This is a genomic window from Cellulomonas sp. IC4_254 (assembly GCF_011603975.1).
In the GTDB taxonomy this organism is placed as follows: domain Bacteria; phylum Actinomycetota; class Actinomycetes; order Actinomycetales; family Cellulomonadaceae; genus Cellulomonas.
The window spans coordinates 1-11,847 of sequence record NZ_JAANNB010000123.1; the positions used below are offsets into that span (position 1 = coordinate 1).

Annotated in this window: 12 protein-coding genes; 3 read left to right on the forward strand and 9 right to left on the reverse strand. The window is 78.1% G+C overall.

What is annotated here, in order from left to right:
- Positions 1–3: 3 nt before the first annotated feature.
- Together G6556_RS12520 and ligA are read right to left on the reverse strand one after the other, a co-directional pair.
- A complete protein-coding gene (locus tag G6556_RS12520) occupies positions 4–1,269 on the reverse strand; it encodes a GNAT family N-acetyltransferase (RefSeq protein ID WP_166941809.1) in 1,266 nt (421 codons plus the stop codon).
- Positions 1,266–3,737 (reverse strand): NAD-dependent DNA ligase LigA, encoded by a 2,472-nt coding sequence (ligA, locus tag G6556_RS12525; RefSeq protein WP_166941811.1) that lies wholly within the window; start codon positions 3,735–3,737, stop codon positions 1,266–1,268. Before ligA ends, G6556_RS12520 begins: the two co-directional genes overlap by 4 nt.
- A gap of 140 nt (positions 3,738–3,877) precedes the next feature.
- On the opposite strand from ligA, the gene G6556_RS12530 reads away from it, so the two are divergent.
- Together G6556_RS12530 and G6556_RS12535 are read left to right on the forward strand one after the other, a co-directional pair.
- The gene (locus G6556_RS12530; RefSeq protein WP_166941813.1) at positions 3,878–4,102 is read left to right on the forward strand and encodes a helix-turn-helix transcriptional regulator; all 225 of its coding nucleotides are present in this window, start codon (positions 3,878–3,880) and stop codon (positions 4,100–4,102) included.
- Between the two features lie 114 nt (positions 4,103–4,216).
- Entirely contained in the window at positions 4,217–4,603 is a 387-nt protein-coding gene (locus G6556_RS12535; RefSeq protein ID WP_166941815.1) for a hypothetical protein, read from the forward strand.
- 52 nt (positions 4,604–4,655) lie between these two features.
- Here G6556_RS12535 and G6556_RS12540 read toward each other — a convergent pair whose 3' ends face one another.
- Genes G6556_RS12540 through G6556_RS12560 form a run of 5 tightly spaced genes read right to left on the reverse strand, consistent with a single transcriptional unit; the run spans position 4,656 to position 8,789 of the window.
- Entirely contained in the window at positions 4,656–4,850 is a 195-nt protein-coding gene (locus G6556_RS12540; RefSeq protein ID WP_346774870.1) for a helix-turn-helix transcriptional regulator, read from the reverse strand.
- Positions 4,851–4,907: 57 nt separating this feature from the next.
- Entirely contained in the window at positions 4,908–5,372 is a 465-nt protein-coding gene (locus G6556_RS12545; protein WP_166941819.1) for a hypothetical protein, read from the reverse strand.
- Positions 5,369–6,412 carry a hypothetical protein gene (locus tag G6556_RS12550; protein WP_166941821.1) on the reverse strand — a complete coding sequence of 348 codons (1,044 nt, stop codon included), beginning with the start codon at positions 6,410–6,412 and terminating at the stop codon, positions 5,369–5,371. Before G6556_RS12550 ends, G6556_RS12545 begins: the two co-directional genes overlap by 4 nt.
- Positions 6,409–7,560 (reverse strand): tRNA 2-thiouridine(34) synthase MnmA, encoded by a 1,152-nt coding sequence (gene mnmA, locus G6556_RS12555; protein WP_166941823.1) that lies wholly within the window; start codon positions 7,558–7,560, stop codon positions 6,409–6,411. Before mnmA ends, G6556_RS12550 begins: the two co-directional genes overlap by 4 nt.
- Positions 7,560–8,789 (reverse strand): cysteine desulfurase family protein, encoded by a 1,230-nt coding sequence (locus G6556_RS12560; protein WP_166941825.1) that lies wholly within the window; start codon positions 8,787–8,789, stop codon positions 7,560–7,562. Before G6556_RS12560 ends, mnmA begins: the two co-directional genes overlap by 1 nt.
- Positions 8,790–8,819: 30 nt before the next feature.
- Here G6556_RS12560 and G6556_RS12565 point away from each other — a divergent pair, with 30 nt between their 5' ends.
- A complete protein-coding gene (locus G6556_RS12565) occupies positions 8,820–9,824 on the forward strand; it encodes a phosphotransferase (protein WP_205693403.1) in 1,005 nt (334 codons plus the stop codon).
- Positions 9,825–9,868: 44 nt separating this feature from the next.
- Here G6556_RS12565 and G6556_RS12570 read toward each other — a convergent pair whose 3' ends face one another.
- Both G6556_RS12570 and G6556_RS12575 read right to left on the reverse strand, forming a co-directional pair.
- Positions 9,869–10,858 (reverse strand): electron transfer flavoprotein subunit alpha/FixB family protein, encoded by a 990-nt coding sequence (locus G6556_RS12570; RefSeq protein ID WP_166941829.1) that lies wholly within the window; start codon positions 10,856–10,858, stop codon positions 9,869–9,871.
- Positions 10,858–11,691, reverse strand: a complete 834-nt coding sequence (locus G6556_RS12575; protein ID WP_166941830.1) for an electron transfer flavoprotein subunit beta/FixA family protein — start codon at positions 11,689–11,691, stop codon at positions 10,858–10,860. Before G6556_RS12575 ends, G6556_RS12570 begins: the two co-directional genes overlap by 1 nt.
- Positions 11,692–11,847 lie beyond the last annotated feature (156 nt).

An 11,847-nucleotide genomic window follows, 5' to 3' on the forward strand; every position in this document is an offset into this window, starting at 1 on the left:
CGGTCAGCGCTCCCAGTACGCGTACCGCTCGGCCGGCCGGAACCCCTCCCCGGCGTACAGGTCCGCCGCGCCGGCGTTCGCGACCTCGACCTGGAGGAACGCGCGCGTCGCACCCCGGTCGGCCGCCGCGCGCAGCCCGGCCCGGGTGAGCAGCCGCCCGAGCCCCCGCCGCCGCGCGGCGGGCGCGACCATGAGGCAGGACAGCCCGGTCCAGCCGTCGGCGAGCGCCGCGCGCAGCACGCCGAGGGTCGACCCGTCCGCGTCCGTGGCCGTCAGGTAGAGCGCCGGGGACCCGGTGACGACCGCGCGCGCCGTGCCGGGGTCGACCGCCCCGCCCGCCGCCTTCACGCCGAGCCAGCCGGTCAGCCACGTCGCGTCGGGCGCGTCCGCGACCGCGACCCGCACGTCCGGCGGCACCGCGACGTGCGCCGGCGGCAGCGCGGCGAGGTCCCGGACGAGCACGTCCGTGACGGCGCGCTCCGCGTAGCCCCGGTCGGCGAGCGCCGCCGCGAGGCCCTCGGGCGCGCCGGAGCACACCCGCAGGACGGCCGGCTGGCCCGCGGCGGCGTACACCGCCTCGACCCGGCCGAGCGTCGCGCCGAGGTCCGCCGGGGTCCCGAGCGGCAGCGCGCTGTTGGCCCGGCGCGTGAACCCGCCCGACAGGCCGACCCGCCAGCCGTCGACGTCCCGGGTGTCGGTCGGGGGCCACGTCGCGGCCTCGACCAGCACCCCGGGGGCGACGGGCGGGGTCCAGGTGAGCGCCTGGAGCCGCACGCCCTCGTGGCCCCAGTCCCGCCCGGGCGCCGCGACGAAGCCCAGCCGGTCGTACAGCCGCCGGGCCGTCGCCATCTCGGCCAGCGTCGACAGCACCACGCCACGGGCGCGCCGGGCGACCGCCTCGCGCAGCGCCGCGGTGACCAGCCGGGCGCCGACCCCGCGACCGCGCGCGCCCGGGGCGACGGCGAGCATCCGCAGCTCCAGCTCGCCGGGCTCCACGATCTCCGCGTACGACGTGGCGTACGGGGCCAGGGTCAGGGTGCCGACGACCTCCTCGGCGGGGTGGCCGCCCGCGCGCGGCGCGGTCGCGACGAGCAGCACGGCCTCGCGGGCGCGCCGCTCGGCGTCCCGGAGCTCGACCTCGTACGCGTCGTCGACCTCCAGCAGCCCGTCGGCGCGGTAGGCCTCGGCGGTCAGCGCGCCGACGGCGTCGTGCTCCTCCGGGCGGACGAGCCGGACCTGCACGCCGGCCGTCGGGGCCGGGTCGCTCACGAGGCGTCCGCGCCCGCTGCGGCGTCGGCCGCGTCGGCGGGGGCGTCGTCGGCGTCGGCCGAGGCGTCGCCCGCGTCGGCCGGCGCGGCGTCCTCGCCCGGCGCGTCTCCGACGGCCGCCGGGCCGCCGGCCAGGAGCGCGACGAACCCGTCCTCGTCCAGGATCCGCAGCCCGAGCTCGATCGCCTTGGCCTCCTTGGACCCGGCGTTCTCCCCCACCACCACGTAGTCCGTCTTCTTGGACACCGACCCGGACGCCTTGCCGCCGCGGGACAGCACGGCCTCCTTGGCCCCGTCCCGGCTGAACCCCGCGAGGCTGCCGGTCACCACGACCGTCAGGCCCTCGAGCGTGCGCGGCGCCGACTCGTCCTGCTCGTCGGCCATCACCACGCCGGCGGCCCGCCACCGGTCGACGATGTCGGCGTGCCAGTCCTCGGCGAACCAGTCGAGCACCGAGTCGGCGATCGTCGGGCCGACGCCGTCCACGCCCGCCAGCGTGGCCCGCGCGCCCTCGGCGTCCGCGAGCGCCGCGCGCAGCGCGTCCATGGAGCCGAACCGCTGCGCGATCGCCCGTGCGGCGGTCGGGCCGACGTTGCGGATGCTCAGGGCGACCAGCACCCGCCAGAACGGCTTGGTCTTGGCGGCGTCGAGCTCGTCGAGCAGCTTCTTGGCCTGCTCCGACGGGACGTCCTCGTACTCGGGCAGCGGCTGCCCGGCGGCCTCGGCGTCGCGGCGCGCCTTGACGCTGAAGGTGACCCGGCGGCGGAACGGGGTCCGGCGGCGGACGGTGCCGTCCTCGTCGACCCGCGGCTCGCCCGTCTCGGGGTCGCGGACGACGACCTGCACCTGCTGGAGCCGGGCGAAGCTGCGCGCCCGCACCCGCTCCTTCTCCTCCTCGGGGGCGTCGGCGGGCCAGCCGACCAGCTCGAACAGGTCGGCCTCGTTGACCACGGGCGGGACCTCGGGGATCTCCGGCTGCGTCAGCGCCGCGGCCGTGACCTCGCCGAGCGCCTCGATGTCGAGCGCCCCGCGCGAGCCGATGTGCTCCACGCGGCCGCGGACCTGCGCGGGGCAGGTGCGGGCGTTCGGGCAGCGCAGGTCGACGTCGCCCTCGCGCATCGGCCGCAGGGTCGAGCCGCACTCCGGGCACTCGGTCGGCATGGTCCAGTCGGTGCGCGGGTAGCCGTCGTCCGCCAGAGCCGTGACGGGCCCCACGATCTCCGGGATCACGTCGCCGGCCTTGCGCAGCACCACCATGTCGCCCGGGCGCACGCCCTTGGCCGCGACGACGTCCTTGTTGTGCAGCGTCGCCATCGCGACGGTGGACCCGGAGACCTTGACCGGCTCCATCACCGCGTACGGGGTGACCCGGCCGGTGCGGCCGACGTTCACCTCGATCGCGAGCAGCCGGGTGTTCACCTCCTCCGGCGGGTACTTGTAGGCGATCGCCCACCGGGGGGCGCGGCTGGTGGCGCCGAGCCGGCGCTGCAGGGCGAGGTCGTCGACCTTGATGACGACGCCGTCGATCTCGTGCTCGTAGGAGTGCCGGTGCTCGCCGATCTCCGCGATCCGCGCGGTGACGTCCGCGAGCGCGGGGACGACCCGGTAGTGCGGCGACGTCGGCACGCCCCAGCCGGCCAGCAGCTCGTACACCTGGGACTGCCGCTCCAGCGCGACGGCGCCCGGCCCCCACCGCAGCGCCCCGATGCCGTGCGCGTACATCCCGAGCGGCCGGCCCGCGGTGACGCGCGGGTCCTTCTGGCGCAGCGAGCCGGCCGCGGCGTTGCGCGGGTTCGCGAACGGCGCCTTGCCCGCCGCGACCTGCGCCTCGTTCAGCCGCTCGAACGCCTCGACCGGGAGGAACACCTCCCCGCGCACCTCGATCTGCTCCGGGTGCGTCGCGGGGTCCCCCGCGAGCACGTCCGGGATGCTCGCGATCGTGCGGACGTTGAGCGTGACGTCCTCGCCGGTGCGGCCGTCGCCGCGGGTGGCCGCGCGGACCAGCCGCGCCGGGCCGTCCCCCGTGCGCTCGTAGAGCAGCGCGATCGCGAGGCCGTCGATCTTCAGCTCCGTCAGGTAGCCGACGCCGGCGCCCTCGGGCAGCTCCAGGTCCCGGTGCACCCGCTCGGCCCAGGCGGCGACGTCCTCGGCGGAGAAGGCGTTGTCCAGCGACAGCATCCGCTCGACGTGGTCGACCGCGCGGAACTCCGTGGAGAACGTGCCGCCGACGTTCTGGGTCGGCGACTCGGGCGTGCGCAGCCCGAACTCGGGGTACGCGTCCTCGAGCGCCTCCAGCCGGCGCATCGTCACGTCGTACTCGGCGTCGCTGGCGGCCGGCTCGTCCCGCACGTAGTAGGCGAACTGGAGCTCCCGGACGCGGTCCGCCAGCTCGGTCCACCGCTGGCGTGCGGCGGCCTCGTCCAGGCCGGCGTCCTCGGGGTTCGTCGTCTCGGGTCGTGTCGCGTCCACGGGCTCATCATGCCGCGCGCCCCCGACACGGCACCCGCGGGGCCGACGGGCCCCGGGCTTCCGGGTGCGACGCGCCGACCCGTATGCTGCTACTCATCAGTCTGTAGACAGACAAGTAGCACGACACCGAACGTGGCGGCGTGGAAGGCGAGCTGCAGGTGACCGTCGGACGGCGTGTGCGCCGGATCCGGACCGAGCGCGGGATCAGCCAGGAGGCGCTCGCCGGCGCCGTCGGCGTGCACCGCACCTACCTGGGTGGCGTCGAGCGGGGCGAGCGGAACCTCACGCTCCGGTCGGTCGAGCGTCTCGCCGACCGCCTCGGCGTCCCCGTGCGGGACCTGATCGGGGACGCCCCGGAGGTCTGAGCCGGGGGGCCTGTGGACGACAGCGCCCCGATGTCGGTGGTCGCGCTCACTGTAGGTGGGACGAGGGGCGCGGCCGCGCAGGAGCCCCTCGGCAGGCCGACCGAGGAGGACCCCGTGACGACCGAGCACGCCCGACCGACCTGGCAGGCGGACGCCTGCCCCGACTGGTGCGTCGTCCTGCACGCGCAGGACGACGACGAGCGGGACCGCACGCACGTCAGCGCGTCGCTGTCCGTGCCCGCGCGGCAGCTCCTGGGCGGCCCGGGGGCCGAGGTCTCCCCCTTCGCGGAGCGGGAGCCGGGCGGCCCGCCGGGGTCCCCCGAGGCGATGGACAGCACGGCCGCCGCCGACCTGGCCGTCTGCCTGCACCGCCGCGACGGCGCGCCGTCGACCTGGGTGTACGTCGGGGACGGCGCCGTGCAGCACCTGGAGCTCAGCACGGACTCCTGGCGCCGGATCCTGCCGGCGCTCGACCGGGTGCTGGAGCTGGCCGGCGGGTGACGGCCGACGCGCCCGGCGGCGGACGGGACCGGCGCCGGGCGCGGCCGGGGGCTCAGTCCCCGGCCCCGAGCAGCTCCCTCGGGTCCACGTCGAGGTCGGCCGCCAGCCGCTCCACCGCGCGCAGCGACAGGTTCCGCTCGCCGCGCTCCACCGCGCCGACGTACGTGCGGTGCCGGAGCAGGAGCTCGGCCAGCCGTTCCTGGCTCAGGCCCCGCGCGGCCCGGATGCGTCGGATGTTGTGCCCCACGGTGCGTTGCAGATCGCCTTCCACACCCGCGAGCGTCGTGGCGTGCTCCTCATGGGTCTACACACCGATCTGTAGCGCTCCGGGCGTCTGCGTCCGGCGGCGCGCCCGCCACGCGGCGACCGCGCCGCCGGCGACGACCAGCACGCCGGCCACGGCGGACCCGGCGGCGACGCCCGCGAGCGCCGCCGGGCCCTGCGCGAGCACCTGCTCCGTCGCCCGGCCGTCGACCGTCCACGTGCACACCGCGCGGGGCGGCAGCAGCGACGAGGTCACCGCCGCGTCGCCCTCCCCCGCGGTCGCCGCCGCGACGCAGGTGCCGTCCTCGGCCAGGCCGGTGCGCAGCGTCGAGGTCACGAGCCCGACCCAGACGACGAGCAGCACGACCAGGCCGACGACCGCCACACCGGCCCCGGCGACGAGCACCGCCGCGTGCCGGCGCCGCAGCCACGGCTGGCGCCGGACCGGGGCAGCCGCGCGGCCGCCCGCACCGTCGCCCGCGCCCCCGGTCCCGCCCGCGGTCACGACTCCGCCCGCTCGGCGACGACCGCCGCCGCCCGGCCCACGGTCGCGAGGGTCGCCCGCGCGGCGGCCGGGTCGATCCGCGTGCCCGCCGCGCCGCCCGGTACCGCGGGCCCCGCGGGCGCCAGCAGGACGACGTCCCGCAGGCCCGTCCGGGGCAGCCCGACGCGCTCCCAGCCGCGCAGCACCGCGTCGGCGACGCCGCGCACGTCCGGGCCGGCGCACTGCGACGTCTCGGGCTGCGGCACGGACGCCCACAGCGCGGTCCCGCCCTCGACGGCCTCGGCGACGGACTCCCACCGGCGCTCGTCGAGCCCGGCGACCTCCAGCCCGACGGCGTCCGCGCCCGCGGCGCGCGCGGCCCCGACGGCCGCGGCACCGGCGCCCACGTGCAGGACGACCCGGTCCGCACCGGCGGCGCGCACCCCGGCGACGACCGTCCCGAGCCGCTCCGAGACGACCGGGGCCGGGACGGCACGCAGCCGGGCGTACCCGGAGAACGAGGGCAGCACGCCGGCGACGACCTGCGTCAGCAGCGGCTCGTGCAGCAGCACCGTCGGCCGGGCGCCGGGGACGGCCCGGCGGATCGCGGCGAGGTGCTCGGCGACGCCCGCGGCCAGCGACTCGGCCAGCTCCGCGACGGCGCCCGGGTCCGCGACGGCGCGGTCGCCCCGCGCGAGGTACACGCTCGCCGCGAGCGTCAGCGGCCCGGCGACCGGCACGACCAGCGGCCCGTTCCAGCCGTGCGCGGCGACGGCGAGCGCGTCGAGGTCCTCCCGGCGCAGCGCGGCCAGCCGGGTCGCGTCGCCGCCGGGCCGGTCCGCGAGCCGCCAGCCGTGCGGCCCGAGCTCGGCCGGCAGCTCGACCAGCAGGCCGAGCGCGTGGGCGGCGAGCGAGCCGAGCACGCCGCGCTCGGGCAGCCGCACCGCCCAGGGCAGCCCGTCCACGCCCGAGGGCACCGCGGCGACGTCGCCCAGCACGGTCGTCTGGGCCTCCAGCGGCTCCGAGCCCGGCCAGGGCCCGGTCCCGCTGACCGCCGTCACGCGGTGGCCCCGGCGCGGCCCGCGACGGCCCCGTCCCCGGCGGCTCCCGCGCCCGCCGCCGCGACCGTCCGCTCGACCGTCCCCTGTCCCAGCACCACGTCCCCGTCCGTCCCGCCGTACAGCACGGCCGACTGCCCCGCCGCGACCCCGCGCAGCGTCCCGTCGACCCGTACCTCGATCCCGCCGCCCGCCGTGGCGCGCGCCCGCGCGGGCACCGCCGCGCCGTGGGCCCGCACCTGCAGCAGGCACGTCGTCCAGTCCTCGGGCGGGGCGCCGAACCACACGGCGTCGCGCGCCTCGACCGCCCCGACGGCCAGCGCCTCCGCGCCGCCGACGACCACCCGGTTGCTCACGGGCTCGATCGCCAGCACGTACCGCGGCTTGCCGTCGGCGGCCGGGCGCCCGAGCTGCAGGCCCTTGCGCTGCCCGACCGTGAACCCGTAGGCGCCGTCGTGCGTGCCGAGCACGGTGCCGTCGGCGTCGACGACCTCGCCGGGCCGGGACCCGAGCCGCTCCCGGAGGAACCCGCGGGTGTCGCCGTCGGCCACGAAGCAGATGTCGTACGAGTCCGGCTTGGCCGACACGCTCAGCCCGCGGGCCGCCGCCTCGGCGCGCACCTCGTCCTTCGACGCGACGTCGCCCAGCGGGAAGATCGCCCGCCCCAGCCGCTCCGGCCCCATGACGGCCAGCACGTACGACTGGTCCTTGGCGCGGTCGGCCGCGCGGCGCAGCACCGGCACCCCGTCCGGGCCGGTCGTGGCGGACGCGTAGTGCCCCGTCGCCACCGCGTCGAAGCCGAGCGCCAGGGCCTTGTCGAGCAGCGCGTCGAACTTGATGTGCTCGTTGCACCGGACGCACGGGTTCGGCGTCCGGCCCGCCTCGTACTCGGCGAGGAAGTCGGCGACGACGGTGTCCTCGAACCGCTCGGACAGGTCCCACACGTAGTACGGGATGCCGAGCACGTCGGCGGCGCGCCGGGCGTCGCCGGCGTCCTCGATCGAGCAGCAGCCGCGCGAGCCGGTGCGCAGCTGCGCCCGGCTCCGGGACAGGGCCATGTGCACGCCGACGACGTCGTGCCCGGCGTCGACCGAGCGGGCGGCCGCGACCGCGGAGTCGACGCCGCCGGACAGCGCCGCGAGCACCCGCATCAGACCGCCCCCGCCGAGGACCCGGCGGCGGCGCGCGACCCCGCGGCCCGCGCCGTGCCGGCCAGCCCCGCCGCCCGCGCGCGCTCCACGGCGCCGGGCAGCGCCGCGAGCAGCGCGTCCACGTCGTCCCGCGTCGACGGCCAGCCGAGCGAGAACCGCAGCGCCCCGCGCGCGTCCGCCTCGTCCACGCCCATCGCGAGCAGCACGTGGCTGGGCTGCGGCACGCCCGCCTGGCACGCCGACCCCGTCGAGCACTCCACGCCCGCGGAGTCGAGCAGGTACAGCAGCGAGTCGCCCTCGCAGCCGGGGAAGGTGAAGTGCGCGTTGGCCGGCAGCCGGTCTGCGGGGTCGGCGGGCCCGCGCAGCACCGCGTCCGGGACGGCGGCCCGCACGCCCGCGACCAGGTCGTCCCGGAGCGCGGTCAGCCGCGCCGCCGTCGCCTCGCGGCCGCGCACCGCCGCGTCGACCGCCACGGCGAACGCCGCGATCGCCGGCACGTCGAGCGAGCCCGACCGCACGCCGCGCTCCTGGCCGCCGCCGTGCAGCACCGGCACCAGGTCGAGCTCGCGCCGCGCGAGCAGCGCGCCCACGCCGACCGGGCCGCCGAGCTTGTGCCCCGTGACCGTCATCGCGTCCAGGCCGGACGCCGCGAAGTCGACCGGCACCTGCCCGACCGCCTGCACCGCGTCGGCGTGCACCGGGACGCCGTGGGCGTGCGCGAGGGCGACCACCTCGGCGAGCGGCTGCAGCGTGCCGACCTCGTTGTTCGCCCACATCACCGACACCAGGGCGGTCTCGGCGGCGTGCGCGGCGAGCTCGTCGCGCAGGGCGTCCGGGCGCAGGCGGCCCTCGTCGTCGACGGGCAGCAGCACGATCTCCGCGCCCGCGCGCTCGGCCAGCCAGAACGCCGGGTCCAGCACCGCGTGGTGCTCCACGGCCGACACCAGGACGCGGCGCCGGGCCGGGTCCTGCGCGGTGCGGGCCCAGAACAGGCCCTTCACCGCGAGGTTGTCGGCCTCGGTGCCCCCGCCGGTCAGCAGCACCTCGCTGGGGCGCGCGCCGAGCGCCGCGGCCAGCGTCTCGCGGGCCTCCTCGACGGCGCGCCGGGCCGCGCGGCCCGCGGTGTGCAGGGACGACGGGTTGCCGGTGCGGGACAGGTGCTCGACCAGGACGGCAGCCGCCTCCGGGAGCACGGGCGTCGTGGCCGCGTGGTCCAGATACGCGCTCACCCGCACGAGTCTACGAATCGTTCTGTCAGGATGTGGCGCGTGAGTGCCGACGACGCGACGACGCCTCCGCTGGCCTTCAGCGGGCAACGGCTGGACTGGCGGGACCTGCCGCGGTCCGTCCGCACCCGGATCGCCGAGCTCGCCGGCGCCCAGGTGAGCGCCGAGACCAGCGCGACCACCGGGTTCAGCCCGGGGTTCGCCGCGGTGCTCGAGCTCGCCGACGGCCGCGGCGTGTTCGTCAAGGCCGTGTCCCCCGAGCAGAACCCGGAGTCCCCGGAGCTGGCCCGCGCCGAGGTGCGCGCCGCCGCGGCGCTGCCGCCCCAGGTGCCCGCGCCCGCGCTGCTGTGGTCCGACGACGACGGCGACTGGGTGCTGCTGGGCTTCGAGGTCGCGCCGGGCCGGCCGCCGCTGCTCCCCTGGCGGCACGACGAGCTCGGCCTCGTGCTCGCGGCCCTCGACACGCTCGCCGAGGCGGAGCCGCTGCCCGGGCACGAGCTGCGCCCGTGCGCGGAGACGCTCGCGGGCGACTTCACGGGCTGGCGCACCATCGCCGGGCGGCCCGGCGCCGACCTGGACGCGCTGGCCGCCCGCACCGGCGAGGCCGGCGCCTGGGTGCTGGGGCACCTCGACGCGCTGGTCGCCTGGGAGGACGACGCGCTGGACGCCTGCGCGGGCAGCGCCCTGGTGCACGGCGACCTGCGCGCGGACAACGTCATGGTCGACCACGACCACGAGGGCGGCCGCGTCTCGCTGATCGACTGGCCGCACGCGAGCGTCGGCGCGCCGTGGCTCGACCTGGCGTTCATGCTGCCGAGCGTCGCCATGCAGGGCGGCGGCGAGCCGCAGGACCTGTTCTGGACCCGGCCGGCGTCGAAGGGCGTGGAGCCGGAGCGGCTGCGCGCCGCCGTGGCCGGGCTCGCGGGCTACTTCGTGCACGGCGCGCTGCAGCCGGCGCCGGTCGGCATCCCGAACCTGCGCCGGTTCCAGGGCGCCCAGGGGCGGCACGCCGTGGAGTGGCTCCGCGCGCTGGCCTGAGCCGGCGGCGCCGGCCCGGACCAGGACGCCCGAGCCGCGCCGCGTCAGCCCTGCCGCAGCCGGCGCAGCTCCTCGGTCACCTGGGGCAGCACCGTGAACAGGTCCCCGACGATCCCGTAGTCCGCGATCTCGAAGATCGGCGCCTCGGGGTCCGGGTTGACCGCCACGATCGTCCCGGACGCCTGCATGCCGCCGCGGTGGTGCACCGCCCCGGACACGCCCGCGCCGATGTAGAGCCGCGGGGACACCGTCACGCCGGTCTGGCCGATCTGGGTCTCGTGCCCGATCCAGCCCTCGTCCGTCGCGACGCGGGTGGCGCCGACGGCACCGCCGACCTCGTCCGCGAGCGCCTCGATCGGCGCGAAGTCGCCCTCGGTCCCGCGCCCGCCGACGACGACCACGTCCGCCGACGACAGGTCGGGCCGGTCCGACGGCGCGGCGGGCGTGCGTCGCACGAGGGCCGCCCGGGTGGCGCGCTCCGAGACGGCGAGCGCGCGGGTGCGCACCTCGGGGGCGAGCGGCGCCTCCTCGTCCACGTGCCGCGACACCACCGCGCCGGCCTTGAGCAGCACCACCGCGAGGTCGGTCCGCACGGCGCACCGGGTGGTCCAGGTGCCCGCGAGCACGGTCTTCGAGGCGACGACCCGGCCCTCGGCGTCCCGCTCCACCGCGGCCGCGTCGGTGACGACGCCCGCGCCGGTCGCGACGGCCAGCCGGGCGGCGGCCTCCTTGTTCTCGAACGTCGACAGCGCGAGCAGCACCGTCGCGCCGGTCTCCCGCACCGCGTCGGCGAGCACCTCGCCGAGCACGGGGGTCAGCCGCGGGTCGACCGCGCCGGTGGACACCTGGTGCACCACGGCCACGCCGTGCCGGCCGAGGACGGGCAGCGCCGGGTCGACCGGCTCGTCGCCCACCCACAGGCCGTGCACCTCGCCGCCGTCGGCCAGGTCCCGGGCCGCCGTGGCGAGCTCCAGCACGCTGCCGCGCAGCGCGCCGGTCTCGGCGTGGTCGAGCAGGACGAGGACGGTGGCCATCAGAGGACCTCTCCGGTCGCGGGGGTGGTGCGGACCAGGTCGCGCTCCAGCAGCCACGCGGCGAGCCGGGCGCCGGCCTGGCCGTCGTCGGTGACGAGCACCCGGTCGGTGCGCGGCGGCCGGGGCGCGGCCTCCAGCACCTCGGTGCGGGCGCCGGCGGCGCCGACGGTGGCGGGGTCCACGCCCAGGTCCGCGAGCGTCAGGGTCTCGACCGGCTTCTTGCGGGCGGCCATGATCCCCTGGAAGTTCGGGTACCGCGGCTCGTTGGCGCGGTCGGTGACCGACACCAGCGCGGGCAGCGGCGCGGTCAGCTCCTCGACCGCGTGGTCCAGGTCGCGGCGCACCGTCACGGCGCCGTCCGCGAGCGTGACCTCCGCCGCGAGGGTGAGCTGCGGCAGGTCGAGCGTCGCCGCGAGCGCCGCGGGCAGCAGCGACGTCAGCCCGTCGAGCCCGGCCATCCCGGTCACCACCAGGTCGACCGGCGCCTGCTCGCCCAGCCGGCGCAGCACGGCGGCGAGCACGGCCGCGGTGCCGAACACGTCGGAGCCGGCGACGGCGTCGTCCAGCACGTGCACGGCCGCGTCGGCACCGAGCTGCAGGCCGCGGCGGACCGCGTCCTCCGCGTCGTCCGGCCCGACCGTCACCACGACGACCTCGGCGTCGTCGCCCGCGGCGCGCGCCTGCTCGGCCAGCACCACGGCGGCCTCGACGGCGTTCTCGTCGAGCTCGTTGATGGTGCCGTCACCGCCGTCGCGCACCAGGCGCCCGTCGGGGCCCAGCGACCGCTCGGACTGGATGTCGGGCACGTGCTTCACGCACACCACGATTCTCACCTCGGGAACGTTACCCGCCCGGCGCGACGGGCCGCACGGGACCCGCGTCCCGGTCCCGTGCGGTACGTGCCCCCGGCCGGCGGGCCGCCGCGCGCGCACCGGAGACGCAGGTCGCGGCCCCGCGGAGCCCGCCGAGCGGGCCACAATGGGGCTGTC

Bases quoted from the DNA above. Each gene is read 5' to 3' on its own strand.
- G6556_RS12565 (WP_205693403.1), top strand. From the start codon at position 8,820: ATGTGGCGCGTGAGTGCCGACGACGCGACGACGCCTCCGCTGGCCTTC.
- mnmA (WP_166941823.1), bottom strand. From the start codon at position 7,560: ATGCGGGTGCTCGCGGCGCTGTCCGGCGGCGTCGACTCCGCGGTCGCG.
- G6556_RS12570 (WP_166941829.1), bottom strand. From the start codon at position 10,858: ATGGCCACCGTCCTCGTCCTGCTCGACCACGCCGAGACCGGCGCGCTG.